The sequence below is a fragment of the Singulisphaera rosea genome, assembly GCF_054877945.1.
Genome location: NZ_JBTYIP020000016.1, coordinates 128,661 through 154,862, shown reverse-complemented (window position 1 = coordinate 154,862; position 26,202 = coordinate 128,661). Strand labels below are relative to the sequence as shown.

The following is a 26,202-nucleotide window of genomic DNA, read 5'->3' as shown; positions in this document are numbered from 1 at the left end:
ACCCCTGCCGTGCGGGTTGGAACCCGCTGTTGCGCGCCTCGGTCCGGCATACCGACGCGCGTTAGAGAACGGGGAGGAGAGTCCTCCCTCCGTGCCCGTTTCAAGCCAGTTCGCTTGATATAAAAAAGAGCACTGATCCGCTTGGGTTCGTGCTGGTTTGCTTTCGGAAAGCCACGGCCGACACGACGCATTCCCCGGCCTATGGGCCTGGGGCTTCCGTTGATTGATAACCTCCAAGCTTCAGGGCCGCATCCAGCCCTGCACTCATGGTCCGGTCTCGAATTTGGCCGATCAGCGGCCAGGCACTATGGCCACGATCCGCGTGCGTTTCACAAGCGATCTCGATGGCGATCAGAAGTGCCGGTAGCCCGAATAGCTGGAGCACATCCCCCGAAGCGACTGAGCCGGGCGAGACATGGCCCTCCTCCAATTGCCGCAAGGCGCGGTGGATTCCCTCCAGTCGGTTCGCATATGAAACCAGGTGCGGCAACTCTCTGCCCGCATCGTTTCTCAGGAGCGACGCCAGTCGCATTTCCGGCGGTTCCGGCTCGCCGACCGACGCCTGGCGATATTTCCTGGCCGATTCGATCAAGGAACCGGTGACCGATCCTCCGAAGAGCACCCGACCGACCACACTCGTCACCAAACCCCAGCTTTCGGAACCGAGATCCCGTCGTGTCAATTCGGTGCGTTCCCCCGAGGATGTCTCGAGCGTCGCCCGAGGCACGGGATTGCCGCTCAGTCGGGAGTACCGGCTTCGATACCGGTAAGGTGCGGCTGGGCCACCTGCTCGCCTGATATGCTCATCGTCCATGGCTTTCCCCATTTGCGAGAATTGCCAACATCTCACTTAAGCCAAGTTTTCATAGAAAAATCAGATATTCACACCACTATATAAATCACTAATACAATCAAATGTACATATCCAGAGAGTCAGTCCTTGGCCCCGGATGGCCTCAAACGACCACCGACCGTTCATCCTTGTCTCCCCCCAGGCGTGGAACTGGCCCCGGGTTGTGGAGCGGCGGAGGGGCCGTTTCAGTCAGATTTCTGAACTTGATCGAGTGGACCACCGGCTTGTCATCCTCCTCGAAATCCCTGGCTTCCGGCAGTTCGTAAACCCACAGCATCCGCTCCTGGACGAGGTATTCGTAGAGATGCCAGAGCTTCCGTCCTTCGAGCGTGACTTCGATGACGGCGCGTGCGCCGGCGAACTGAAGTTTCAGGACGTTCCCTTTGCCCAAAGCGGACGGAATGAACTGGCAGCCGCCCGGATGATCCGTGTCGAGATGCGCGTAAAGGCAGGTGCGCACGGAGAGGTCCCGCGAGATGAAATTCACCGAGGGAACCTGGTGAGGACTGGGCCGGGCATACGCCTGGTAGTTCTCATGGTCGGGATTGAAAGAATCGAGACTGGAGGGAGGGGCCGCCGCCTCGGCCGTTTTGGGACCGGGCGGCGGATTGTCGAGCAGGTCCTTCATGCTCGTCCGCACCCAGTTACGCTCACGTACCGAACTATCGTCCATGGCTCATCTGCCTTTCCTCGGCTTGTGGCTTGAGGTGATCGTCTCCGTGTGCCGTCCAGGGCCGAACCAGCATAGCGGCCCGTCGCCAGCGCGCAAGCTGAACCCGCCAGCGGCTGCGTTGAACCGTCGGCATCGATTCGGGCTTGGGAGGTTCCAGCAGGTCGAGGGCTGCCAGCTTGGCCGAGGACCGGCCGATTGCGTCACGCAGTCCGGCTTTATCGTCGGTATAGACCGTCACGCCCTGCTTCGCGCGACTCGCGGTCACATAGATCTGCTCCATGTTGGACGCGGCGAAGGAGTGCGACGACTGGCCGACGATCGCCCGCTTGACGGTCTTGCCCTGCGCGCCGAGCGACGTTTCCACGCCGTATTTGAAGTGACCGAAGTCCGCGGCAACGATCCAGCCGTTTTCCAGTCGGATGTTGCCGTCTTCGGTGAAACCCGCCACCTTGTACGCTTTGCCGTTACGGATCTGGTGATCGCCGACCAGGGTCTTGCCATTGGCAGTGAAGCGGATCACGTCCCCTTCCGACAGCTTGATCGACGCCTTGCGGTATGCCTGGAACTTGGCCGCCTCGCCCAGCGGTAGTGATTCGCGATCGACCTCCGCCACCTCGATCCGCGAGCCCGAATTGTGCCCCTTCGCCCGTTGGAAAAACTGAAGTATGTCCACAACGCCAGGCTGGTAGAAGCGATCTTCTCCCCGCTGCGCTTCGGTCAGGTTCGATGCGATTAGCTGCGGGAATTCCCGTTCATCCTCACCGAGCCTACCCGCGCTTCGCAGGGCGTCCCGGACCGCGTCGGTCACCCGCCTCCCTTCGGCATGCGTCGGGCTCAACAGCAGAATCTCATCCCATTTGAGGCCGTGCTTCAGGAGCTGAACATACTCGTCTGCGATCGAGTGGTAACGCTGCGCGTCGTCGCCGATCTCCTTTACCCATCCCAGCGCGTCGATTTTGTCGAAGCCCTCGGCCGTCTGTCCGGCATACATCAGCCCAACCGCGCCCTTATGGTCGGCGTTCTCCTGACGTTTGATCGTCCTGATCCGGAACGGCGTCAGGCCGCCGTACTCCTGGATGACCCGCATGAACGCCCCTGCCCCGACACTGCCGTGCTGACGGGAGTCGCCGACGAGATCGAGCCGCATCTCCCCGGCTTTGGCCGTCTGGAACAGCCGGAACGCGTCCTTGTGCGAAAGCATGCTGACCTCGTCGACGACGACACGGCCCCCTTGGGCCACTTTCTGCATTTTTTCGCTCAGCAGAAACGCGGCAACGGTCTCCGCCTGGAAGCCGGCCTTGCGCAGTTCGTCCACCGCCGTGGTCGTACTGCCCAGGTAGGTCACCCCCTGCCCCGCCAGTCGCATCCCCTCGTGGAGGGACTGCAGGGCGGTCGTCTTCCCGACCCCGGCCGCCGCATCGGTAAGCGTCACCCGGTCCTGCGAGCCAAGCAGCCCGGTCACCATGCTCCACTGGTCATCATCGAGCTGGCCGCGCTCCAGGCCGACGGGCACGTCGACCGGAGATACTGTGCCCCGCCCGCTGGCGGCCCAGCCGGTGTAGAACCGTTCCTCCGCAAGCGTCTTCTTCGTGGTCGCCACCACGCGACCGTTCTTGACCCGGGTGATGACCCCTTGGTCCAACAATTCGCGATTGATCCCTTCCGGGGTCGCGCTCCCCAGGCCGTAGCGTAACGCCTCGATTTCCAGATGCTTGAGCGGCACGACACTTTCCTGCTCGAAGTGATGCAGGATGCTATGTCGGACTGCTTCGGCATTGCCGATGCCTGGCTGCGGAGCTGGAAGCGACGACTGTTTGACCACCCTGTCCAGTTCCGCCTTATCCTGGGTCGTGAGCCGGCCGAACCAGTGGTCGCGCAGTTGCTCACGCGAGAGATCTTTCTGCTTGTTCTGCCGCGTCGTCGCCGCCAGCTTGGCGATCGCCTTCGGATCGGTGATACCCAGTTGCTTGGCCGTGGCCATCACCTCCTGGGTCCGCCGGGAGTATTTTTCGACCAACCCGCGACTGACACCATCGACATCCCAACCGGCGTATTTGAGTTTGCCCCGGTCGTCGACTTCGTACCGCGGCGCCGCTTGAAAGCCGATCCCCGCGAGTTGCTCGGCCAGACGCGCGTGGAACCGCATCATCCATTTGTCGCCGTCGGATTTCAGGTCACCGAACTGCCCGGCCTTGAAACAGTGCTCGACGGGATCATAGGTCACGTTGAACGCGACCACGTGCCGGTGCATCTGGGGATCCGGCAGACCGTCTTGCTTGGTGGGTCGGCCCTCGAAATGGTTGAAGCTGGCGTAGACCAGCTTGCCCGTCACACGGTCATAGTCCGCTCCGTCTTTCCTCACCCGTGTCTTGGCCTCCGCTTCGATGTCGCGCATGGTCTCATCAACCGCCCGGTTGAAGGCACCGAGGATTCGCCCGTCCTGCGTCCATTCGTAGAGCAGGCTCACGCTCTTTGGGGCCGAGAAGGTGAAGTCGTAGGCAACGCGTCGCTCGGTATTGTGCCGAAGCGTCAGCGGCGTCATGTCGCGCGGGTCGAGATTATCGGCCAGGGCGTCGAATTCGCGCTGACCAACCTCGCCCGACAGGCCAAGCATTTTCGCCAGTTGCCCGCCCCATCGGCCCGGTGGTTCGTGGCTCCCCTCGATGTAGTAGTCCCCGGCCGAGTAGTAGGCCTTCACGGCATCGGCGGACTCGCACACGTGGATTTCGAGCATGGCGAAATTCTAAGCCGTCATTGTGATCGGTCAATCGATACTTATCAGCTTTCTGTTTCATTCTGAGACGGTTGCGCGTAGCCGCGGCTCCCTGTCCCAACGCCTCACTTCGCAAGCCGAACGGCGTCCTCTCTACTTACACGCGATCCGCCCAATCCTGACATTACCCTCTCCGTTTTTTGTGTCCGGTTCTTCAGAGCGATCTTCCTTCCCATTCCGATTCCAGCCCGCCCGTGGCCTTTGCGTCGGCACGTATGAACCCGCCGTCCGGCCAGGCAAGCGGAATGACGGTTCCGTCCCAGAGGGTGCCCTCCGTAATTCCGCTTGCCTGTCACTTCGCTCCGGACTGCGGCGGGTTCTCATGTCGTGCCGTAAGGCCTCGATGGTCGGGGCCGGAAATGCAAAAGAGAAGGAGAACACCATGTCAAAACCCGCACACAAGATCCGCATCGGGGTCCTGCAAGTCACGATCTGGAGAAACAGCGGAGAGAAGGGCAACTGGTACAGCGTCGTGCCGAGCCGCAGCTACAAGGACAGCCACGACACCTGGCGCGAGACCGAAAGCCTGGCTTTCGACGATCTGCTGACGATGGCCAAGTTGTTCGACAAGGCCCACAGTTGGATCGCGGACCAGCAACGAGCCGAACAGGCGGCCCGCAAGAACGCCGAGGCAGGCGAACAGGAGGCTGCCTGAGGTGGATGCCGGCGAGGCGGTCTTCCGCCCGCCGGCTCCCGCTCTTTTCACCATCCAACAAAAGGAGAATCTCATGAAACATCACGAAATCACCGATATTCCGACCCGACTGATCGCCCTTGGCAAACTCGAGAAATCCCCGCTCAATGCCCGCCGCACCGCGGGCAAGAACGGCCTCGACGAGCTTAAGGCGTCCCTCCGCGCGCACGGGCTGATGCAAAACCTCGTCGTCACGGCCACGCCTGGCGACACTTACCTTGTAATCGCTGGAAGCAGGCGGCTCGACGCGCTTCGGTCGCTGGTCGCCGAAGGCGTATGGCCCGACGACTACGCCGTGCCGTGCCAGGTCGTGAGCGAAGAACACGCCCTGGAGATGAGCCTCGCCGAGAACACGGTCCGCCTCGCCATGCATCCGGCGGACGAGTTCGAGACGTTTGCCGAGTTGATCGCCAAGGGTTATGCCACGTCGGCGGTTGCCGAGCGATTCGGCGTGGACGAGAAGCATGTCCTGAAGCGCATGAAGCTCGGCCGCGTCGCGCCTGAGTTGCTGGCGGAATATCGCGAAGGCCAGCTCGATCTCGAATGCCTGATGGCGTTCACCATCACCGATGACCGCGCGCAGCAGATTAGGGTCTACGAATCGCTCCAGCCCTGGCAACAGGACAACGCCCGCCACATCCGAAGCTGCCTCACGGAGGCCATGGTCGAGGCCGACAGCAAGCTCGCGAAATTCGTCGGCATCGAGGCCTACCGGGCGGAAGGCGGCACGACCCGGGCCGATCTCTTCGGCGAGGACGTCTATCTCGAAAAGCCGGAACTACTCCAGCAACTGGCGGTCGAGAAACTCGACGGCATTCGCCAGGAACTCGAAGCCGAGGGCTGGGGATGGGTCGAAGTCAGCCTCGACCGCGATTGGAATGTCACCTCCGGGTGCAGCCGGCTCGAACCGGTGCCTCTCGATCCTCCCCAGGAATTACTGGAACAGAAGGTCGCCGTCGAGGCAGAGATCGACGAGATCCAGCAAGCCCTTGAGGACATGGAATCGGACGAGCTCCTCGAAGCACTGGATGAACTTGAAAGCCGGCTGAGCGATATCGAGAGCCAGCTCGATTCCTTTGCGGCCTTCGATCCCGAGCAGATGAAATCGGCGGGCTGTTACGTCACCATCTCCCGCGATGGCGAACTTTCCGTCGAGGAGGGGCTGGTTCGCCGACAGGACCAGAAGAAGGTCGATGCCGAGGTGGACGAGCTTCCCACGGCAAGGCAAGCCAAACCGAAGGGCGGGTTGCCGGAATCGCTCCAGCGCGATCTCGAAGCCTACCGCCTCCAGGCGGCCCAGGTCGAAATCGCGAAGCACCCCGGGATCGCCTTCGACCTCCTCGTCTTCAAGGTGGCTCGTTCCGCGTTGGGGACGTATCCGGTCTACGACGGGCCGGACGTGCTTTTCCGCCAGCACCACGGGACCCCTGCCGTGCAGCGGGAAGAGACCGACGCACGGATCGCCCTTGAGAGCATCAAGGACGGTCTGCCCGCCGAATGGCTGAATCCCAATAGCGAGGCGGAGCAGTTCGCCGCCTTCCGTAAATTACCGGACGCCGGGAAACAAGCGATCCTCGCGTACTGCACGGCGCTGACCCTTCAACCTGATCTCTCGGCCGAAGACGTCGAAGCCAGCGCGTACGACGCCGCCCTGGCTCTCACCCAAGGAAACGTGGCCGGCTACTGGCGTCCGACGAAGGACAACTTTCTCGGTCGCATCACCCGCGATCAACTGCTTTCGATCGGCCGCGAGACGTTTGGCGAGCAGTGGGCACAGGCCCGACGAAACGACAAGAAGGGCGAGCTCGTCGACCAACTCGACCGAGCCTTCCGAGCTCCCGAGCAGCACGGTCGCACGAAGCAGCAGGTCGAGGCACTGAGAAACTGGCTCCCCGCCGGGATGCAGTTCACTTTCTGCCCAGCCGAGCCTGAATCACCCTTGACCGAGGAAGCGACGAAGGCGGCATAACTAACCAACGGGCGGGCCGCAGCGCCCGCCCGCTGCTTGATCGACGGCACCAGACTCTCATCAAAGGTCAACATCGAAAGCCCGCGAGTCCCAGTCCAGCGCCAGCAATTGGTCCAGGGCAGGCTCTTGGATTGGCAGGGCGTACTCGTCCTGGAACCAGACGATCACGAGGACGGACAGGTCACGATCAGGGTCGCGTGCGGTGCCCACATCCTTGAACACCCCGATGCACCGCACCATCGGCAGCCATTCGGGAGTTCGGTGCGGGGAGTGTTCGACGATTGGCCGCATATCCCCGGGCTCTCTCAAGTAATCTCGCCGGGATGGCGGGATCAGATGCGGCCTGGCACCGGGCACACAGCGCCGCGCGGCCACTCGAAGCGAAGACTCGATGTACCAATCGTTGGTCTTGGCGTCCGGAGTGCCTTCCAGTAAGCCGGCATAGGACATCTCCTGGTCGAGGGCTTCCAGGGTGATCGTTCGTCCGGACTGAAGCGTGATCTGGCATCGGAGGTGATAGGCGACGTTGTATTGCAGCCCCACGGGATATCTCCGCCTCGCAACGGCGCGGTTCATCGGACCGGACAGACGACGACGCCCTTGAGGATACCAATAGCGGCGTAGCGAGCCAGTTCCAAGCTGCCTCATTGGCAAGAATCTGGGTATCAGAAGGTCAATCACCTCAAATCGGTCGCCATTTCCCACCATCCAAAGCGATCCTTCCTCCCTGGCTTCATTGACGCCCTGCGGCCTTCCCTGAGGCACGCTGGACCCGCCGCCGGCCCGTTCAAGCTGCCAAGGCCGTTTCCCTTCGGGAGCCTCGGCCTTTCGCTTGAGCGGTGTGCTGCGCTCCGGACTCGGACGGGTCCCAACGCGGTGCCATCAGGCCGCGATGGTCGCGGCTGAAAACGCAAGGAAGGGAGATCACCCATGGTTGATGCCAACAACGACATGCCGGGAGACGAGACCTATGACTCGGTCGCCGCACTGATGAGCTACGAGTCCGGTGAACTGGACGAAGCGGGTACGATCACGCTGTTCCAGCACCTCGTCGACACGGGACTGGCCTGGAAGCTTCAGGGCCACTACGGACGAACCGCCCACGCCCTCATCACTGCCGGGCGAATCACCCCGCCGGAACCGGACGCGAAGCCGGATGGAACCGCCGGCGATGCCACGGCGGGTCCCGAACCAAAATCGCATCGCGTTTCGACCGGCCAGATCGTCGCCACCCGCAACGCTCTCGAGCGGCTATCCGCCGATGAGATCACCCTGGGCCTGACCCGTCACATGACCGGCGACTGGGGAAAAGTCTGCCCCGAGGACGCCAGACAAAACGAGCTCGCGCTTCGCGAGGGCTTCCGGCTCTTCTCCGTGTACGGCGAAGGCGAACGGCGATTCTGGATCATCACCGAGGCCGACCGCTCCTTGACCACGGTCTTGCTCCCTCTCGACTACTGAACACTCCCACGGAAAGGAACCCCATCATGACTCTCTTCAACGTTCACATCTACCGCGAGATGAGGCTCAGTTTCGAGGGCATCGAGGCGGATAGCCCGGAGGCTGCCGCGACGATCGCCCACGAGAGACCGACCGGCGACGCCGACGGCATCGACGATTGCGACGGCGAGGACCTCGGCGCGCTCGTTGACGTGGTTGGCGACGAGACGTTCGAGCAATCCGTGATCATCGATTTCGCCGCCGAGCGCCTCCGAAAGGCCGCCCCGGACCTACTGGCCTGGTCGAAACAGGTCGTCCAGTTACAGGGATCGGGAGCCTCCATTCCCGACACTCTCCGCGTCGCTGCCACCCTGCTGATCGCCACACTCGAAAACGATCCCACGACCACGTACCAGCCGGAGCCATGCCGTCTGGATACCCCCTCGACCGGCGAGGCGGGTACCGCCAGGGCGAACTACCTTGAAATCTCCGAGGACGCGTGCCACGACCACGATCCGATGGTGACCAACCACCTCAATCCCGAGGCAGGGTGAGCCTTCCTTGACCAAGGGCGATGCCTGTTCGAGACCTACGGCGAGGAACTCGAATTCGAGGGGCAGCAGGCTCCGAACACAGTCTGGACCCTGGTAGACGCGGATGAGGCCAAACACCGCGTCGGCCGGTCCGCCTATGCCAGAAGCCTCAGCAACCGGCCGAGCACATCCTCGACGATCTCTCGCGGGACGTTCCCGGCATAGCCCGCCTCAAGGGCCAGAAGATCGAGAGCACGCGGTCGATGGCACAGCACCACTCCCTGGGTATACGTGCCCCACAGGCTAACGGCAAACTCCTGGTCGCGGACGAGACTGCCGGCTGAAGTAATCGGGCAGACCAACTGAGTACCGCGCGCGTTGAACGCACGAGGAGAAACGACCAGAACGTGGGAAGAACCGGCATACTCCCATCCCTGGAGCGGGTGGAGTTCGACGTAGTAAATGTCGCCGCGATCCATTACCGCGTTTCTCGGCCCATCGGTGCCGCCCCAATACAGACCTGATCGGCAACACCTGGCGACACGGCGAGTCCGCGCGGGGCCAGCCCGCGGCGCGGCCGCCAGCACGGTTCACAGGTCAGGAGACCATCATTCGTCGACAGCCTGAGCTCGGAGTGCGACCACAGGCCGAGGCCGCCGAGAATCCGTTGCGGTCTCGGTATCACCACCGATCCGTCCGCACGTTGAGGTCTTGCCCTGCTCATGAGGATCCCCTCGGTTGAGATTTCTTCAATCTCAACGCGTCTATCGCCGTCGCGCAAACGGACGGCATGGGCACCCTCTCCGATCCTTCCAAGCTGCGAGGTCTTGTCCTGTTCACGCCGATTACCGCGGTTGCGATTTCTTCAATTCTAACGCAGAGATCGCCGTCGCGCAAGCAGATCGTTGAGCGACTGACCGTCGGTGACATGACCTTCACCCCTCTCCCCTCACGCCCTCCGGATGCATCTCGGGCCACAATGACTGGCCCCGGTTCCCTGCCTTTCTGCACTGGGTCGCCCGGAGTTCCGGATCATCAGTCGATTGGCTGAATCTATCAACGAAAGTGGATTGGTAGCTTTCAGACTCCTCCCCTTAACTTCGTTAAGGCCATTTTTCCCGGGAAAGTCCTCGCCGCGGACCAATCCTGAGGCCTCGCCCAGTTGGATGACTGACATCCTTCATTCTTTCCGGATTTCCATCTTTCCCTCTTGCTCGCAAGATGGCTTTCAAGCCAGAAAGCAAGCTTTCCGTCTTTCCTTCAATCTCGCCCTGCGGCCTTCCACCCGGATTTCTTTCAAGCCATCTTTCATGATTGATTTCTGGCCATCTTTCCCTGCGTCAATCTGACGGGCTTTCTTGCCGTCATTCCGTCCGTCTGTTCTGAAGGAAAGAAGGAAACACATCTTTCCATAAATAATTCTTGCAAGTCTAAAAGAAAGCCAGTAAGCCAGCAGACATGATCATCGCAATCGCCAATTCAAAGGGTGGGGTCGGCAAATCGACACTCGCCGTCCATCTCGCCGCCTGGCTTCACGAGCAAGGCCATCGGGTGACCCTGGCCGACTGCGACACCCAGCATTCGAGCTCCGAATGGATTGGCGAAGCGATGCCTGAGGTCAAGACGGTCCGGCTCGACAGCCCGAACATGATCCTGAACGAATTGCCGCTCCTGGGCAGCGATGCCGACTACGTGGTGGCCGACGGTCCCGGTAGCAATACGGAAACCAGCCGGGCACTCTTGCTGCGGGCCGACCTCGCCATCGTACCCTGCAAAGCGAGCATGCTCGAAGTCCGGGCGCTGGCCAAGGCCACGGAAGTGCTCCGACAGGCCCAGGATATCCGGGCCGGCAAGCCGAAGGCCGTGATCGTCCTCAGCATGGTCGGCAAGAACTACCGCCTCACCAAGGACATGAAAGAGGCCGCCGCCGCGCTGCAATTGCCGCTGGCGAGCACACCGATGATCTTGCGCCAGATCTACGCCGACGCGCCGGGACAGGTCGCCGTCGTCTGGAACTTGGGTTCACGCGCTCACGAGGCGGCGAAAGAGGTGACGCAGCTCTTCCGCGAGTTGCTTCCCGACGCGGTCCGCAAGAGATCCAGGAAAACAAAGACGTCTCCGGCGAAAGCCGTGGCGGGGTGAGGGGAGGCGAGGATGGCTGAACGACGCGCACTGGTCGAAGGATTGAAGCCATCCTCGCCTCCGGTCGACCCGCAGAAGGAGAAGGAATTCGTCTTCCGGGGAAAAGCCGACCCGGAATCGGAGGCACCCGTGGCAACCCAGGTCGCAAGCGCTCCATCGGCTGCCGGCAGTCAGGCGAGAGTACCGCTGAGCACACGCATGCGGGCGGAGCTTTTCGGCGCGTTGAAACGAGCCTCGCTCGAGCGCCAGCTCGGCGGGATCGAGCCGAACACGGTGATGGATATCGTCGATCTCGCCGTCGAACACTGGCTACACACGAATGGACACATCAAGTAACTCAAGGGACGCAGTTTAGAACCTGGCAAAAGCGAACTCGGCCCCCGAACGAAGCAGGCGTAACCTGCTAACCGTCTCACATTGCGTGGTTCTCCGTGGATGCGACCGTAACCGATACCTCGAACCAAACGCCGACTCCGAAGGATTCGGCCGAGGTAGCAATACCGGCGGCGGGCGGCCGGACGACACGTCGCCTCCTCAATGCCCGCGAGCAAATCGTCAATACCCCTCCCGATCGGACGGATTTCCTTCATACGGTCATGTGCCAGGTCGGGATGCCTCGACGCATGACGGAGGCCCGCGTCTTCGAACGCCATTGCGGTCACGTCAGCGTCCTCCTCGAGGCCGGGCAGCTCTGGAACGGCAAGGAATGGGTTCGACAACCGCTCCCTCATGGGACGACCCCGCGCCTCGTGATGGTGCATCTCAGCTCCGAGGCCATCCGGACGCAAAGCCGCCGCGTCGAGATCGGCGACAGCACCAAGCAATTCCTCACGGCCCTCGGCATGCAGCCGAACGGAGGAGAACGGGGAGGCTACACCATCTTCCGGAAGCAGATGGAGGCCCTGGCCGCCTGCCGGCTGACGATCGGCATGCAGACCGAGGGCAAGGTCGTCACCGTCGACGCCAAGCCAATCAAACGCTTCGAGGCCTGGCTGCAACATGACGGGGCCCAAAAGACGCTTTGGCCCGGCGTCCTGGAACTCTCGCAGGACTTCTACGAAACCCTGGCCAACCACGCCGTCCCGCTCGACTATCGAGCAATCTCCGCCCTCAAGCATTCCGCCCTGGCCCTCGACATCTACACATGGCTCGCCCACCGCCTCTGCCGGATCGGCAAACCCGAGGGGATCAAGCTGAGCTGGGAAAACCTCCGGGACCAGTTCGGACAAGAGTACCTGGACTCGAAGAATTTCAAGCGCGAGTTTCGGGATGTTCTCCGCCAGGTCTGCACGGTCTACCCCGATGCCAAGATCGACGGGACGCCTGGAGGGCTAATCCTCCGTCCCTCACCGCCGCCGATCTCGAAAACGCTGGTCGCGCTCCCGCGATTCCTTCAAAACCAAGAGGTTGTGGACAAGCCAGAGGATTGACGAGGTTATCCACGCTGAATCGCCACCCCCTCAGCGCCGAATCGCCACCCCTCATTGGTAAATTCTCACGCTGAATCGCCACCCCCTAAAACCTATAGTAGTAATACCTATAATCCTTTACTGGTAGTTTATCGGCCTTATCTTGTGGAAAACTCGCTTCTCGGCATAGGAAACACGAACCCCTCGAACGACGGCATGGGAAAGGCAAGATGCATTCGGAACGGCACGGAACTGCCCTAGCCACCTCGACATGCCCCGTAAACCGCTCTGAAGGCCCTCCAGGGATGTGCTCCACACTGGGCGGCTACCCTCCCAGTCAGGGACCAGCTTAAGCCCTCCAAGGGGCATTTCCAGGGTACTGTCGGCTACCCATTCCGGAACGCCAGCGAGGGCAGCCTCCACCTCATGGCGAACGCCATGCGCCGCTTACATCCGGTTAGAAATGCGTTTGAAGCAATCGATGCTCGCGGTGGTAGTGCAACCCTGGTTCTGTAATTTCCTGGGCCGACGCCAGGCGGATCACCCCAGCCCCATCGTCAGATACTTCCGGTTCATCTCCCGGTCGTCGCTCACTTCCATCAGCACCGCACTAACCAGCCGGAGCAGCGAGGCATCGTTGGGAAACAGCCCCGCCACCCTCATCCGACGCTTCAACTCCGCGTTGAAGCGTTCCAGCATTTTCGATGTCCTCAACCGTCGCCGATGCGGCCGGGGCAAGGCTATAGACGGGCAGGCCCTCCGACAACGTTCGCCTCCAGCCACGACACCAGCTTCGGGGCACTCGCCCGGTACTTCTTCACCACCAGGTCCGCGTGCCAGACCCGCTCAAGGCCGCCCACAGGCGGCTGGTCGAGCGCAATGCCGAGACGTTCTTCCGCGACCATTTCCGCAAGGGGCTGCCGAGCAGCATCGACGAACTGGAGTGGGGCTCCCTTATCCTCGCCGGGCTGCACGACATCCCCTGGCCCCAACGATCACCGCCCACTCCATTATCGCTGTCCGGTCCGGCTCCACGCCGAGGGCCCGGAGCGACGGGCTCGTCAGCTTCGAGAGCGCCAGCATGACGGGCGTAGCGTCCGAGAAGGTCATCTCCACGGGGCATCTCTGCCGGGATCACCCCGAGGTGATCGCCAAGGTCGGGCGGATCCTCGCCGCGTGCGGCAGCCCGGCCCGTGGTGAAAAGCGACAAGGCACGCCCTGATCGAGAAGGTCTCGCAGTGATGAATCTGCCGCTGAGACGTGGGAACGACCGAGTAACACCCGAGGCGGCGGGGGATCGGAAGGCGGGGGATCGTCGCCGCCAGTAGCTAACCCCGATGCCTCGCCTGACCCTTGAACACCTCGCGGCCGTGCCAGTCGAGATGCTTCGGCTCCGGCCGCCAGTCGGGGTTCTGCGGATCGCGAATCGGCTTGCCGTGGTGAGCCAGCAGCAACTCCTGGAAGCCCGTGGTAACGTTGGCCTGGTCGGAGACGAGCAGCACGCCCTCGCGCACGGTGAAGGCTCCCAGATCGAACGTCTTGTGGTGCAGGACGCAGAGAGCCAGGCCGTTATCCTCCGTCTCGGGGCCGCCCGCCTGATGCCAGCGGATGTGGGCAGCGTCCAGGGCGATCGTGACCGAACCGAGGTGCACGTCGAAGCCGCAGACGGCGCAGCGATACTCGTAAGCCTTCAGGACTCGCAGGCGGAAGGCCGGGTCGCGCTTTCGGCGAGTGATGGCGGTCTCCAGCGTCAGGCCGACCGCGTTCAGAATGTCGGAGTGAAGCGACTCGGGAAAGTGCCGCTCGAGGATCCGGCTCGCGATGGCGGCGGCGAGGCTGGGATCCGAGGAGAGGGCGGCCTGCACGTCGGGCGAAAACTCGGCCCGGACGTCCTTCGACCGCAGCTCGCCAATGCGGGGGATGTCGTCGCCAGTCTTGAGGGCCAGACCAGGCGGCGCGTGGACAGTCCAAACGCCGTCGCGCTGGAGCCGCCAGAAGGGCTGCTCGGGGTGGTCAGACTTCCGCGGCGGCCCGAACTCGCGCAGCAGGGCGGTTAAGTCCGGCTCGACCTGGCGGAACGTGACGTCCTTCTGCCCAGCCTGCCACCGGCCGAGAGCGTAGAGGACGAGGAGCGGCTTGTGCGGGGCGCGTTGGTCGCCCTGCTTCCAAATGCTGATGTCGTCGAAGCGAGTTAGAACATCGTCGGTGTTCACGTTTACTATCCATCACGACAGGCTGTTGATCTACAGCCGGAACACCTGCTGAGACTGTCGGACACGACAACACGGGCAGATTCAACTCCCATCGAAGCCGGGATCAAACTCCGGTTCGTCGCCCTCGCCGTGATCAACCTCCGCGTGAACTTCCTGGTATTCGACCCGTCCCTCCGAGTCGATGACGGCTTCGCAGTTCCCCACGATGCGATCACCACATTGAATCTTATCCTCGAGCTGTTCGCCCGAAGCACTGAAGTTCAGATTTACGATGCACTCTCCGTTCGCGAAGTTGATGTCCTCGATTTGGTAATCGTCCAAGAAGAAGTACACAGCGTTTGTACTCGCGATCGCACTGTTGAACTCCTCCGAATCGGCGATCTGATGGTGCGTGTCCGCGATCTTGGCTTCCACCGCCTCGAACCGCTCAGTCTCTGAGAGAACATTCAGGTACTCGATGTACCCAGCCTCCACGAATGCGAGAAGCTCTTTGAGCTTGTGAAGCGCCCCCTTTATAGTCTCCATCGGGATTTCAGACCCCGGGCCGTGGACGATGGTGTTGCGAATCTTGCGGACCTCGTTGTAAAGATCCACACGGGACCGGTCCAAAACCTGATACTTCACCAGATCATCAGCCGAGGGGATGATCTTCCTTGCCTTACCCACTCCAGAGGCGCGACGCCCGATCTCAGACTCCAGTTGCTGCCAGCACGTGATGAACCCCCCAATCGTGGCGTTCACCCGCCCGGCGGCGTTCTCCGCAACCGCCTCGGCGTCTTCTGCCGGGACCTTGACCTTGGAGAGCTTACCGATCGCCTCTTGCAGCTTCGGTTTTATCTCACCGATGAGCTTCTCGATGTCGTCCAAGTCGGATTTGCCCATTAGGGCGTTGTGTGCGACCTTGCACCGAAGCTCATAGAGCTTCTCCCACCGGGACTTCAAGTACCCGTCCTCGCAGGTCACCAACTCTCCGAAGTATCGCTTTCCAGTTCGACTCAGGGATGAAGGTCTGGAGGGCCTTCGCATCCTCCTCTGTCTTCACATCTTTGAGTTTGGCGTACAAGTCCTGCGGTGTTTTCTTCGAGTAGTTCGCAAAAAGAAACTCACCGAGGTGGATGAAGTCCACGGTATCGAGAACGTTCAGGTAGTCCTTGCGCTTGCTGTTGCGAACGGCATCCTCCACCGCCTTCGGCAACGTCTCTTCCGCCCATTCACGCCCGACGGTCACCAACATGAAGTTGGCGATCAGTCGCCGCATCAGGTTCTCGATCTCGTGGATCAGGGGGTACGCCTTGCGGGCATAGTGGGCTGAGAGGTCATCCCAAAGGGTTTCCGTCTCGCCTCCGGCCTGACGTACCGTGCCGCGAACGGTTTTGAGGAGTGAATTGAATCGCTCTAACGACTCGACATCGGCGTCTGGGTCGCCATCCCATGTGAAATGGAGATGGAAGTACCGCTGCTTCTTCGTAGCCACTTCGCCGTCAGAGAGTTGGAGATTGCAGGCGGGCTGTCCTTCGTACCGGATCTCACCACCCGCCACCTTGATTTTGGAGTCTACCTGCAGGAGGCGCGTGAAACTGGCCGCCGAATCACAAAACGACTCGGCGCGTCGAAATATCGCCAAATACTCGATGGTTACCGCCATGCTCGTGCCCGTATTCCCTGCCTATCGGAACATCCCATCGGTGCGCTCGCCCTAACCGGGGATGTATACAAGGGTTTCGATCGTGGATCGGAGATTGTACGCTCCGCCCGCACTCGGTCAAAGCGTCTCGGGACGCAGGTCGAGTCGGTGTTGCTGGGGCTTCCTCGGCGCCGCCTTGGCCAGCCCTTCGAGGATGGCCGGAAGTGGATTGGCGATTACATTGCGGAGCCTGCCAGCAGCCGTGAACCCGTGCCCGCAGCTAGAACAGGTGCGGGCCGCCGAGGGGGTATAGGCCGCCTCGCCTCGGTCGAACTGGGGCTGTTTGCAGGCCGGGCAGTTGGCCGACCGGACCCGGCCTTTCAGCGACGGCATGACGTTCTGGGCCATCAACACCCGGACCATCTCGGCTTCGAGCCGGACCCCGTCGATGATAACCTCATTGTAGGTCTCGTCCGTCTCCGGTTCCGACTGGCCTTCGCGATAAGCGTGGACGTGGATGCCCTCGGCTTCCTCGTGATCCCCTGTCCAAATGAAAGCCGCGTTCGACCCCCAAATCTGGATGCCGCCTGGGTAATCAGCCTGCCGGATATCCAGATTCTCTTTCGCCGGGGCCGTCCGGTGCTCGCCCACCCCGCACGCCTGGCGAACGCCCATGATCGGATTCCCGATCCCATCCTTCGAGTCGCGGAAGTGCCGCCCACAGTCCGCGCAGAGGTGACGGTGATGAGGGTGGACACTGAAGAAGTCCTTGTCGAGGTGTGCCCAGCCACAATGGGTACACTGAACGTAGGACATCTGGAAGCCGAACACCGACGAGACCATGTAGTAGATCGCGTCGATCTCGTTGACGAGCACGCCGTCTTTCGGCAATCGGGAGCCCTTGAGCCGCACGGCCCGGCGCGTCCAGTCGATTTCCTTCTTGTCGCCCGGCTTGGGCCTGGCGTGAACGTGGATGCCGCGGTCCATGTCGAGCCGCGTCGTATCGTAGACGGCCGGAACGGCACCCCACAGGGCGACGCCGCCGAGGAACTTGTCTAGGTTCAGGTCGAGGATATCTTCCGGAAGCAAGGGCGGCTCGTCGGCCGCGCGGCATTTGGCCGCCGGCTTCCCGTACTTCGCGGTCGCGTCGGCCTTGTGGACGCTGCACCAGTATCGGATGCCGCCGTCCCGGCGTTTCGCCACGGCGGTTACATGGCATGGAGTGCCCGGGGCGACCAGCTCGCTGCCGGGGAAGTCCATCGCCTCGAACAGCGATTGTTGACGGTCTGACCGCTTACCCGAAGCCTTCGCGACCATCGTCCTTCCTCCTTATCCCACCATGCGGGCCACCTCGCTCAATCCACGAAGCACCGCGACGGGGCGTGGCTGACGCACGTTGTCCTTTAGCGCCTCCAGTAGGCGGCGCAGCTTCTCAACCTGCTTCTCGTTCATGTTGCTGCAGCGACCGATGATCGAGCGGACGGAGTCGCCCTTCTTCCCGAACACGTCCTGCAGGATCTCCAGCGTCAGCCGCCGCCCTTCGGCAATCTCCGTCGGAGTGGACAGCACAATGGGATTCGTCCCGATGATGTAGTTCTGAATTCGCCGGTCGAATTTGTTGTGGCCGTCCAGCACGTGCTGCTTCCCCTCAGCGTTGACGATCACGTTGCCCGTGAGCTGGCCGTCCTCGCGCTTCCTCAACCGCAAGTCCGGGAATCGTTCGTAGGCCTCGATAGCCGGGATCTTCTCCGCGATTTCGAAGCCGCCCATCACGAGCTGAGGCACGCCCGGGACCTTGCCCGAGACCGTGAAAATCTGGTCGCCCTTCTGGAGCTTCTCCCGGATGTCGGGGCGGCACGCCCCCAGCGTCGGGCACGGCCCGAGGTAGGGGTCTTTGACGTGCTTGCCCTTGTCGGGGTCATACCCGCTGCTGGTCACAAAGATCTTGGCCTTCATGGTTCAATCCTCGGGGGTGAAGCCCCAATCCAGAAACTGCTTGAACTCTTTCCCCTGCCAATGCTCCAGAACCTTGTCGTGCTGGAGGCGACCGATCACGATGCCCGGCCCGATTCCGATAGACTCCGAGAACTCATAAATCTCCTCGCTGGTCAAAGTCTTGCCGTGAAGCCGTAGGAACTCGGCGAGTGCCTTCGGCGGGATGAGCGTGTCGGCCGCAAAGCGGTCGGCCTCCTCCTCGTACCTCGCCATGTCCTCGTCAACGACCTCGTCGCCCATCTCCTTCGCCGCGTTGTCGATCACGAACGCCTGCAATCCGCGATGAAGAAGGATGTGGGCGACTTCGTGGAAGAACGTGAACCAGAACTGGTCATCGGTCTTGTACCGGATGGTAAGTCCGATCACGGCGTGCTTATCGTCGATCCACCAGGCGCAACCGCTGATCCGAGTGCCCGGTAGTCCCGGCACGAACACGAGGGCGACCCCGGCCCGCGAGCAGATCGCAACGGCCTCTTCCAAGGCCTCGCCGACCTTCTTTTGGGTCAACCGTCGCAGTTGTTCCAGCGACGCCCGCAATCGGACCTCATCGAAGTCCGCAAGCTTCAACTTGGCGGCCTCGATCTCGACTTCGCGTACCCATGCCGAGATCGCTTCCTTTCGGGGGTCGAACACCTGCGTCTGGCGGAAGGCGACCGGTTGGGCGTCCCACTTAGACTGCCACGCGGCGGGCGATCCCACGCCGAAGTAATCCAAGAGGGCTTGGGCGTCGGAAACGCCCTCGGCCAGCGTGTACTGAAACGCCCTCATCACTTTCACCGGGAACCGCCGGGTCCACTCGCTCAGCGACGGCGACTTGGCCGGCTGCTGGGCACCGGTCGCGAACTTAACGATGTCGCTGATCCGGGCCGCCGAGAGCGGGACTGCGGCGGCGGTTTCGTATGCGGCCTCGGCCTCCTCGGGCGTAAGCGGGCTGAATCCCTTCTTCCTTCGGAGCTTGCCGATGGCGCGATCCCAAGCTTTATCGGCGTCCGAGTTCATGGGTTTACCTCTGTGTGGTCCCGGAGGGTTTCCAGATGTTGGACCTTCTCCCGGATTTTCTTCCACACCTTGCTCCGCGTCGCTTGGACCACATTCTTCTTCTTGTCGTGTTGCCTCATGAGCAGCGCGGTGTCCGCCTCACCGGGGCCTCCGGCCGCAACGTCCGCCCGCGCCACGATCTGCTCGAACCCTTTCAGCTCGTAGTCGATTATCCGCTCCAACTGCTTCATGTACCAAGCCGTCCGCGACGACAGCTCATCGTCGGGCTGCTCCGATAGCGGATCAGTCGGATCGAATTCCAACTCGTTGGCCGGTTTTCTCCTCACGCCTTTCAGGATGTCCAGAGCGGCGTGATGGGCGATCTTCAGGAACCACGGGCCGAACGGTCTCGTCCCTTTGAAGCGGTGAGCGTTCCTCCACAGCTTCATGGCGGCCCTGTTGACCGCGTCGTCGATGTCGGGGTGTTGCAATTGGTGCCGGAACCGGTGACGGAGATCCCCGGTAACTTTCGGGGCGTGTCGCTCCATCAGTTCGGCCAGCGCGTGCTCGTCCTGATTCTCCGCAATTCTGCGGACGAGCGTCGCGTCGTCGTCTCCTGGCGTTTCACCCATCGCTTGGAGCCTCCGGCCTTCCACCCTCCTATACGCCCGCCTCTTAACCAGAACCGCGAGAATTTCTGCGACCTGGCCAAATGTCCAGAATAACAAGCTTCCGTCCGGCCGTCGCCGACAAAAATCGCCGGGACGGTTAAGCGGTCGCCGTAACCAAGGGCGAGGCGGGAGAGCCGCCCGGGAATCCACCCCAGAGTGGACGACAGCGCACAGTCGCCCCAGCGGCGACCGGAGAAGGCCCGATGGATACCATTGCAGAGGCCCGCAAGGGTCACGACCACGGTCATCACGACGACTGCGAGAAGCGGGTCAAGGTGCCGTTCAACAACAAGGAGGTCTTCCTCCACCCCGGTCACCTGAGCGTGGCGACGCTCAAGCTGCTGGCGGGCATCCCGCTTACCGACGACCTCGACCAGTTGGTCGGGTCGAAGATCGTGGCCCTGCCCGACGACGGCAAGGTCCACATCACGGGTTGCGAGATCTTCCTCCACCACCCAAAGGACGGCGGATCGTCATGATCTTCTCCCCCGACGAAGCCCGGGAGCTGGCCGACACGTTCCCGGGCACCGAACGGGCGGAAGAGGCTGGGGTCACCTACTTCCGCATCCCCGACGTGACCCTCCCGGACGGCTGCGGCCCGTCCCCCATGACGTTGTTGCTCTGCCCCTCGCATCTGGGGGGCTACGAATATCGGTTGTTCTTCTCCGAGCGGGTTAACACCCCGGTCGCGAAGAACTGGAATGGCAGCATCCACATCCTCGGTCGGACGTGGCACGCCTTCTCCTGGCAGGCGAAGGAGAAGGTCACGCTGACCCAGATGGTGGCCCGCCTATTGAGGGCATTGACATGCCCATAACCATCCACCTTCCGCGGGACCTCTACCAAGGGGTCCTTGCGGACCTCCGCCGGCCGCATGAGCACGCCGCCGAGCGGATCGGTTTCCTCTATAGCCGACTCGAACCAGCCCAGCATCTGGTGGTGATGACCAGGTACGTGCCCATCCCGGACGAGCGGTACGTGGTCGATGACACGGTCGGCGCTCGGATCGATGGCGACGCCATCCGGGCCGCCATGCAGGGCGTCCTCGACACTGGGGAGGGGGTGTTTCACACCCACCTTCACGAGGGGCCGGGAATCCCTTGGTTCTCCCGGAAGGACGACGAGGAACTGCCGAGGCTGATTCCAGCCTTCCGCGCGGTCGGCCGGACACAGGCGACAGGCTTGTTCCTGCTCAGCCCCGATTCGGCAATTGCCGATGTCTGGGTGCCCGGTGCGCAGGGGCCAGAACGGGTCACCAGAATCTCGATCGTCTAGACCTTCAAGAATAGGAGCGAGGCATGAGCGAACGATACTCCCGGCAGGGCTTCCTCGGCGAGGCCGGGCAGCGCGCCATCGAGACCGCCCGGGTCTGCATCAATGGCCTGGGCGGTGGTGGCTCGATCATCGCGCCGGAGCTGGCCCATCTCGGCGTCCAGAACTTCGTGCTGTACGACCCTGACCCTAGCGACGAGTCCAACCTGAACCGGACTATGACGCTGACCATCGCGGACGTCGCGATCAGAACCATGAAGGTCGAGGCGGCTCGGCGGCGGATTTTGGAGATCAATCCGCTGGCCGACGTCGAGACCTACGCCTGCCGATGGCAGGATCGACCGCAGGCCCTGGACGGCAGCACCCTCGTCATGGGGTGCGTCGATTCCTTCAGCGAGCGCCAGCAGATCGAGGCCTGCTGCCGCCGCCTGTTGGTCCCTTACATCGACATCGGCATGGACGTCCACGCGGGCGACCCGCCGGCGATGAGCGGCCAGATCATCCTGTCGGCCCCGGGCGGCCCGTGTATGTTCTGCATGCACTTCCTGACCGGGGAGAAGATCGGCCGCGAAGTCGCGAACTACGGGGTCGCCGGGGGTAAACCGCAGGTCGTCTGGGCGAACGGCGTGCTGGCCTCAACCGCCGTGGGGATCGCCGTCAACATCCTGACCGGCTGGACCACAACGACGCCGATCTACCTCCAATACAACGGCAACGATGGCACGCTGGCGCCGCACATCCGGTTGAGGTACATTGCGCCCGGCCCCTGTCCGCACTACCCGGTCGATCAGGCCGGAGACCCCGTGTTCGTGAAGCTCTAGCTTAGGCTACGACGGATCCGTTAGGCACGCACAAAGTCTTAGGACGCGAGTTCAATTCTTCCCACCTCCAACCCCCGTCCCGAGACTCAGCCACCTCCGGCCAACCCCATGATCTGCCGCCTAACGGAAGGCGTCAGGACGGGCCATTTTGCGACCAGCTCGCGGAGTACCGCGGCCGTACAGACATCATGCAAACACCCGGTGGGGCAATCGTCGCAAGTGCAATCCCGAAAAGGCGTTTCGGAACAGTCGGTTGCGGGTGCAATTCCTGCCGCCTCCATAACTTGCGTCGAATGCCAGCTCCTAACTGGCGACGCCAAGAGATGACGAACCCCCTTCTCCGGAGGGGGTTTCGTCGTTTACAGGCTGTCCGCTCTTCTCGCCCTCCGTGCCACCCGCTGACAGCTCCTGACCCAAGACGCCGCCCGAAACCCGACGTATTTCCGACAATTCAACAGGTACGCATTTTTTTGGCACAGGAAGATTGCCCAGCGCATCGGCCCGGTCCTGCATCCCGATGTGGGTGTACTTGGCCGTCTGCCTGATGTCGGCGTGGCGGGCGAGTTCCTTGGCCTCCATGATCGAGGCCCCCGACTTCACCAACCCGGTGATGTGGGAGTGCCGCCCCGCGGCGTGGAAGTCGGCCAGCCCCTCGTGCGTCTCGTAGGGCATGCCCGCGCGCTCCAAATCCTTCTGGACCATCGTGTAGGTTTTCTTCCGGGCCAGCCGGGGGAACAGTGGCGCGTCCGGCTCCATGTCCTGCGTCCATTCACGCACCATTGCAACCAGTTCCGGATGCATCGACAGCGTGTCCTTGCGGTGGTGCTTTGAACTGGACGCCTGCACGACGAGGGTCGGCTGCTCGTCGTCGAGCTTGAAGGAGTTCGGCGTCAGGCTGGCCAGCTCCAGCCGCCCGAGCCCGGTGAGGACCGCAACACCGACGTTGCCGCCGGTGGGAGTGAACATGCAGGACATCATGGACTCAGCACTCAATGGCTCAGGTGGTACGCCGGGCAGTGCGAAGGCTACCGCCGACAAGTGATCGTGTTGAAAAACGTCGATGCCGAAACGCGAAAAGCGAACGGTTAATGATCGAACGTCGAACCGACCGCGTAGAGCGCGCACGCGCCGCCCAGCGATTTCTTGACGGCATCGCATCCCTGATCTTCATCGGCCTTGTCCTCGCGTCCTGCTTTGGCTGCACCAGCCACGCTTGCCACATCCTTCCTCCGTTGGCTTCCCCTCAGTAACCGGCACTCTCCGAAGCGGAAAATCCGGCCGCGTGTGGCCATGCGCCCACCGGTCGCTTAGAATCCACCCATTTGCCGCCCCGACACGGTTGATCCGTCCGTCCCGCCGATGTAGGTCGCAACGGTTATGCGGACTGAACAAGCGAAGAATAGGAAATCTGGGCATTTTTCCGGTTGCACCGTCGTGGTACGCTCTAGCTGCAAGTCCAAGCGGCAAAGCGGAAAGTGAACTTCGCTAGCCCTTGAGAATAAGGTATACTCCGGTAACGGGTTACGGCATTCTACCTTGATATCGAAAGGCGGCGGCGGTCCTATGGTTCCGGGCTCAGATCGCTGGGACGTCGGTGACGCTTCAGACTGGGCGCGCGTGCTTGGTCTCGTGCCGGTGCCTCTGTTCGGAAAAGCCTCATCGGTCTACCACCAGAGCGGGAATGTCCTGCTGGACGGCCAGCGCTCGAGCTTCACCTTCCTGATGTCCGACGACGCCACGGACCTTTTCAGCAACCGGCCGCTCGAATGGTCGTGGTCATCCTTCCTGAATCACGCCATCATCGCCGACGTGAAAAAGGAAGTCGTCCTTCTTCGCAGGTGGGATTCACCCGAGGCGATCCGCAAGTTCCAGCTCCCGAATTCACCGCGCGGCGTCACGCAGCTCTTCAACATCGTGAAGAGCGGCAAGCCCGTCGCTCACACGGATGTCATCCTGCACCTCCTGCGGGCTTTTCGTGCCATACGCGGGGCCATCAGTGGAGCGGACAACGGCCACGAGTCGCTAAAGGTCTTCAACGCCCTGATCCTTGCCTCGAAGGCCGTAGCCGACAAAGCAATCGACCGGGCCGAGATCGGCAAACGGAACAACATCGGCGGTATCGTCTCGATGCTTGAGGGCCTGAAGGGCGGCTACATCGAGCTGCTAAAAGCGAGCGGAGCGCTGGAAATCATCGGCACGACAAGATCAATAAATTCCGACATTTTGCTTTCGCGGTTTATCGACGCTGAAACCCAGTTCCAGTATTCGCTCGAACCCAATCTCCTGATGCGGCATGCCTCCGGCCAGCTCTATCAGGAAGCGCATTTGGCCCTAGAGCGCCAACCGGCACAGCCTTCACTTTTCCCCGGCATGGATGAAGCCGACGCGGCTACGCTCCCGCCAGCTCGTTCAGACGTGAGATTCACGCCCGTCGCCCTCGCCCGCACCCTTGTGCAGCAGGCTCTGGACGCGCTTGGCGATCTTGCCGCTTTCTCCTTTCTCGACATCCTTGACCCCGCGTGCGGGTCGGGCGTCTTTCTCATCCAGGCGATCCTTGAGCTGGTGAATCGCGGGTACGGCGGGAATGTCAGGATTCGCGGGCTCGACCTGTCGCCTATCTCATGCACGATGGCGAATTTCTGCCTTGAGCACGCGAGTCAGGACGCCATTGCTGCCGGGATGAGCGTCACCTATAAGGTCGATGCCGAGGACGCGCTGAAGGCCGATTGGGGCCACCCGGATGTCGTCCTCATGAATCCGCCGTTCAGTCATGTGGACCGGATGGACAAGGATCAGCTCGACATCGTGAAGGCGGTATTGGGAAAGCTCGACAGGGGCCGAAGCGATAAGGCGATGGCGTTCTCGTGGAAGGCATTCGAGAGCGTTAAGCCGGGCGGCGTCGTGTCGTCTGTGCTACCCGCGCCGCTGTTAGAGACTTCGGCGGGCGACCGCTGGCGTGAGACGCTTGCGAAGGAATCTCGCTTATCGCTGCTGGGCTGCTTCCGGGGCTATGGCTATTTCAAAGGCACGAAAGTCGAGCCCGCATTCATCGTGCTGAAGAAGCCAAAGGGTGCGCCGCCACCGGAACAAGTCACCGTCGTCATCGCCACGGATGGGGCCGAAGACAGCGCGCTTCGGGCCCTGCGCCAAGACCCGGAGTTCGTGGACCGGCAGGACAAGAGCTTCGAAGTTTATAAGGCACCCGCTGAATTCATCACCGAGCAACCGACATGGACGCCGCGATCAGAGGGATACCGCCGCGCCGTCGAATGGTTGGAGACTTTGGAGATTCCAACGGTTGGCGCTTTGTTCAACGTCCACCAAGGGGCGCTCACCGGGCTGAACGACGCCTTCCTAATCGGCGCGGAAACCTACGACAAATTCAAGCCGGGCGAGAAGGATTATTTCAGGCCCACGGCGGCGACATCGACGATCCGAAACGGAAAGCTGTCGCCAAAGGCATATGTATTTTTCCCCTACGGAAGCAATGGCCTGAAGCTGAATACGGAGGATGAAGTAAGGACGGCCGTTCCGACCTATTACCGTGAAATTCTGCTGCCGCTCAAATCGAAGCTGCTGGCTCGCGCCCGCGTCGATGAAGAATTCTGGTGGAAGCTCACCCACGAACGCGAATGGCAGCGTGAGCCGTCCCCCAAGATCGTATCGGCTTATTTCGGGCAGCGGGGAAGCTTCGCCTACGACGACTCCGGGCAATATGTCGTCACGCAGGGGTATGCTTGGGTTTGGCTACGCGAGCAGTCCTCCTCCATCGAAATCGAAGACCCCGCCGATCTCGACTCAGGCCTGCCAACACCGGTTGGGTTCCATGACAGCCCGCTGCCGTGGGCTTATCTCGCCCTGCTGAACAGCGAAGTATTCGGCAGGTTTCTTTCCTTCGCCTGCCCGGTCATGCAGGGCGGCCAGCTCAACCTTTCTTCCCGGTACGTGAGCAAGGTCCACATCCCCGACCTGTCCGCCGAATCGCCCTCCACCAAGGATATGGTCAAAGGGCTTTCCCGCATCGGACGCGCGATTCACTCCGGCGACGACTACGACCTAGAGCGGCTCAATAACCTCGCTGCTCGGGCCTATCAGATGCCGCTCGGAGAAATCCTCTCCCGCGACATCTAATGGGAAATCCC

At 61.9% G+C, this 26,202-nt stretch carries 27 protein-coding genes and 1 pseudogene; 13 read left to right on the top strand and 15 right to left on the bottom strand.

Annotation, left to right across the window (positions count from 1 at the left end; all coding sequences use genetic code 11):
- Positions 1-199 precede the first annotated feature (199 nt).
- The 3 genes from ACYOEI_RS24510 to mobF all read right to left on the bottom strand — a co-directional run bounded on the left by ACYOEI_RS24510 (position 200) and on the right by mobF (position 4,260).
- Positions 200-592, bottom strand: coding sequence for a hypothetical protein (locus ACYOEI_RS24510; protein WP_462852257.1), 393 nt, complete (start codon positions 590-592; stop codon positions 200-202).
- A 364-nt stretch (positions 593-956) separates the two neighbouring features.
- Entirely contained in the window at positions 957-1,481 is a 525-nt protein-coding gene (locus tag ACYOEI_RS24505; protein WP_462852256.1) for a hypothetical protein, read from the bottom strand.
- 34 nt (positions 1,482-1,515) lie between these two features.
- On the bottom strand, positions 1,516-4,260 hold the full coding sequence (gene mobF / locus ACYOEI_RS24500; RefSeq protein WP_462852255.1) for a MobF family relaxase: 2,745 nt from the start codon (positions 4,258-4,260) through the stop codon (positions 1,516-1,518).
- Positions 4,261-4,681: 421 nt separating this feature from the next.
- Between mobF and ACYOEI_RS24495 the strand changes: the two genes are divergently transcribed.
- Together ACYOEI_RS24495 and ACYOEI_RS24490 are read left to right on the top strand one after the other, a co-directional pair.
- A complete protein-coding gene (locus ACYOEI_RS24495) occupies positions 4,682-4,954 on the top strand; it encodes a hypothetical protein (protein ID WP_462852254.1) in 273 nt (90 codons plus the stop codon).
- A 73-nt stretch (positions 4,955-5,027) separates the two neighbouring features.
- On the top strand, positions 5,028-6,962 hold the full coding sequence (locus tag ACYOEI_RS24490) for a ParB/RepB/Spo0J family partition protein (protein ID WP_462852253.1): 1,935 nt from the start codon (positions 5,028-5,030) through the stop codon (positions 6,960-6,962).
- Positions 6,963-7,022: 60 nt separating this feature from the next.
- On the opposite strand, the gene ACYOEI_RS24485 is transcribed toward ACYOEI_RS24490, so the two are convergent.
- On the bottom strand, positions 7,023-7,505 hold the full coding sequence (locus tag ACYOEI_RS24485; protein ID WP_462852252.1) for a hypothetical protein: 483 nt from the start codon (positions 7,503-7,505) through the stop codon (positions 7,023-7,025).
- A gap of 387 nt (positions 7,506-7,892) precedes the next feature.
- Here ACYOEI_RS24485 and ACYOEI_RS24480 point away from each other — a divergent pair, with 387 nt between their 5' ends.
- Entirely contained in the window at positions 7,893-8,423 is a 531-nt protein-coding gene (locus ACYOEI_RS24480) for a DUF7417 domain-containing protein (protein WP_462852251.1), read from the top strand.
- A gap of 26 nt (positions 8,424-8,449) precedes the next feature.
- On the top strand, positions 8,450-8,956 hold the full coding sequence (locus tag ACYOEI_RS24475) for a hypothetical protein (protein ID WP_462852250.1): 507 nt from the start codon (positions 8,450-8,452) through the stop codon (positions 8,954-8,956).
- Between the two features lie 134 nt (positions 8,957-9,090).
- Here the strand turns inward: ACYOEI_RS24475 and ACYOEI_RS24470 are convergent, their stop codons facing one another.
- Positions 9,091-9,414: a type II toxin-antitoxin system PemK/MazF family toxin gene (locus tag ACYOEI_RS24470; protein WP_462852249.1), complete on the bottom strand. Its 324-nt coding sequence runs from the start codon at positions 9,412-9,414 to the stop codon at positions 9,091-9,093.
- A gap of 979 nt (positions 9,415-10,393) precedes the next feature.
- Here ACYOEI_RS24470 and ACYOEI_RS24465 point away from each other — a divergent pair.
- The 3 genes from ACYOEI_RS24465 (at position 10,394) to ACYOEI_RS24455 (ending at position 12,507) form a co-directional block, all read left to right on the top strand.
- Complete coding sequence (locus ACYOEI_RS24465) at positions 10,394-11,077, top strand: nucleotide-binding protein (RefSeq protein ID WP_462852248.1); 684 nt, start codon at positions 10,394-10,396, stop codon at positions 11,075-11,077.
- 12 nt (positions 11,078-11,089) lie between these two features.
- Complete coding sequence (locus ACYOEI_RS24460; protein ID WP_462852247.1) at positions 11,090-11,413, top strand: hypothetical protein; 324 nt, start codon at positions 11,090-11,092, stop codon at positions 11,411-11,413.
- A gap of 287 nt (positions 11,414-11,700) precedes the next feature.
- Positions 11,701-12,507: a replication protein RepA gene (locus tag ACYOEI_RS24455; RefSeq protein WP_462852246.1), complete on the top strand. Its 807-nt coding sequence runs from the start codon at positions 11,701-11,703 to the stop codon at positions 12,505-12,507.
- 519 nt (positions 12,508-13,026) lie between these two features.
- On the opposite strand, the pseudogene ACYOEI_RS24450 reads toward ACYOEI_RS24455, so the two are convergent.
- Positions 13,027-13,316 (bottom strand): annotated as a pseudogene (locus ACYOEI_RS24450) (transposase); the annotation flags it as partial.
- Between the two features lie 113 nt (positions 13,317-13,429).
- Between ACYOEI_RS24450 and ACYOEI_RS24445 the strand changes: the two are divergent.
- The gene (locus ACYOEI_RS24445; RefSeq protein WP_462852327.1) at positions 13,430-13,708 is read left to right on the top strand and encodes a hypothetical protein; all 279 of its coding nucleotides are present in this window, start codon (positions 13,430-13,432) and stop codon (positions 13,706-13,708) included.
- A gap of 106 nt (positions 13,709-13,814) precedes the next feature.
- On the opposite strand, the gene ACYOEI_RS24440 is transcribed toward ACYOEI_RS24445, so the two are convergent.
- The 7 genes from ACYOEI_RS24440 to ACYOEI_RS24410 all read right to left on the bottom strand — a co-directional run bounded on the left by ACYOEI_RS24440 (position 13,815) and on the right by ACYOEI_RS24410 (position 20,024).
- Positions 13,815-14,699 carry a phosphorothioated DNA-binding restriction endonuclease gene (locus ACYOEI_RS24440; RefSeq protein WP_462852245.1) on the bottom strand — a complete coding sequence of 295 codons (885 nt, stop codon included), beginning with the start codon at positions 14,697-14,699 and terminating at the stop codon, positions 13,815-13,817.
- Between the two features lie 81 nt (positions 14,700-14,780).
- On the bottom strand, positions 14,781-15,662 hold the full coding sequence (locus ACYOEI_RS24435) for a hypothetical protein (protein ID WP_462852244.1): 882 nt from the start codon (positions 15,660-15,662) through the stop codon (positions 14,781-14,783).
- Complete coding sequence (locus ACYOEI_RS24430; protein ID WP_462852243.1) at positions 15,613-16,344, bottom strand: hypothetical protein; 732 nt, start codon at positions 16,342-16,344, stop codon at positions 15,613-15,615. Before ACYOEI_RS24430 ends, ACYOEI_RS24435 begins: the two co-directional genes overlap by 50 nt.
- 117 nt (positions 16,345-16,461) lie before the next feature.
- Entirely contained in the window at positions 16,462-17,640 is a 1,179-nt protein-coding gene (locus tag ACYOEI_RS24425; protein ID WP_462852242.1) for a hypothetical protein, read from the bottom strand.
- Positions 17,641-17,652: 12 nt separating this feature from the next.
- Complete coding sequence (locus ACYOEI_RS24420; RefSeq protein WP_462852241.1) at positions 17,653-18,279, bottom strand: hypothetical protein; 627 nt, start codon at positions 18,277-18,279, stop codon at positions 17,653-17,655.
- A 3-nt stretch (positions 18,280-18,282) separates the two neighbouring features.
- Positions 18,283-19,317: an ImmA/IrrE family metallo-endopeptidase gene (locus ACYOEI_RS24415; protein ID WP_462852240.1), complete on the bottom strand. Its 1,035-nt coding sequence runs from the start codon at positions 19,315-19,317 to the stop codon at positions 18,283-18,285.
- Positions 19,314-20,024, bottom strand: coding sequence for an RNA polymerase sigma factor (locus ACYOEI_RS24410; protein WP_462852239.1), 711 nt, complete (start codon positions 20,022-20,024; stop codon positions 19,314-19,316). The genes ACYOEI_RS24415 and ACYOEI_RS24410 overlap by 4 nt, the downstream gene beginning before the upstream one ends.
- A gap of 146 nt (positions 20,025-20,170) precedes the next feature.
- Here ACYOEI_RS24410 and ACYOEI_RS24405 point away from each other — a divergent pair, with 146 nt between their 5' ends.
- From ACYOEI_RS24405 to ACYOEI_RS24390, 4 genes are read left to right on the top strand one after another with little or no spacing between them, the layout of a single operon-like run.
- Positions 20,171-20,446: a hypothetical protein gene (locus ACYOEI_RS24405; protein ID WP_462852238.1), complete on the top strand. Its 276-nt coding sequence runs from the start codon at positions 20,171-20,173 to the stop codon at positions 20,444-20,446.
- A complete protein-coding gene (locus ACYOEI_RS24400; RefSeq protein ID WP_462852237.1) occupies positions 20,443-20,784 on the top strand; it encodes a hypothetical protein in 342 nt (113 codons plus the stop codon). The genes ACYOEI_RS24405 and ACYOEI_RS24400 overlap by 4 nt, the downstream gene beginning before the upstream one ends.
- On the top strand, positions 20,775-21,242 hold the full coding sequence (locus tag ACYOEI_RS24395) for a hypothetical protein (protein ID WP_462852236.1): 468 nt from the start codon (positions 20,775-20,777) through the stop codon (positions 21,240-21,242). Before ACYOEI_RS24400 ends, ACYOEI_RS24395 begins: the two co-directional genes overlap by 10 nt.
- A 23-nt stretch (positions 21,243-21,265) precedes the next feature.
- Complete coding sequence (locus ACYOEI_RS24390; RefSeq protein ID WP_462852235.1) at positions 21,266-22,060, top strand: HesA/MoeB/ThiF family protein; 795 nt, start codon at positions 21,266-21,268, stop codon at positions 22,058-22,060.
- 303 nt (positions 22,061-22,363) lie between these two features.
- Here the strand turns inward: ACYOEI_RS24390 and ACYOEI_RS24385 are convergent, their stop codons facing one another.
- Both ACYOEI_RS24385 and ACYOEI_RS24380 read right to left on the bottom strand, forming a co-directional pair.
- On the bottom strand, positions 22,364-23,026 hold the full coding sequence (locus tag ACYOEI_RS24385) for a tyrosine-type recombinase/integrase (RefSeq protein ID WP_462852234.1): 663 nt from the start codon (positions 23,024-23,026) through the stop codon (positions 22,364-22,366).
- 119 nt (positions 23,027-23,145) lie between these two features.
- Positions 23,146-23,271 (bottom strand): hypothetical protein, encoded by a 126-nt coding sequence (locus ACYOEI_RS24380; protein ID WP_462852233.1) that lies wholly within the window; start codon positions 23,269-23,271, stop codon positions 23,146-23,148.
- 406 nt (positions 23,272-23,677) lie between these two features.
- Between ACYOEI_RS24380 and ACYOEI_RS24375 the strand changes: the two genes are divergently transcribed.
- Positions 23,678-26,191, top strand: coding sequence for an HsdM family class I SAM-dependent methyltransferase (locus ACYOEI_RS24375; protein ID WP_462852232.1), 2,514 nt, complete (start codon positions 23,678-23,680; stop codon positions 26,189-26,191).
- The last annotated feature ends 11 nt before the right edge of the window (positions 26,192-26,202 follow it).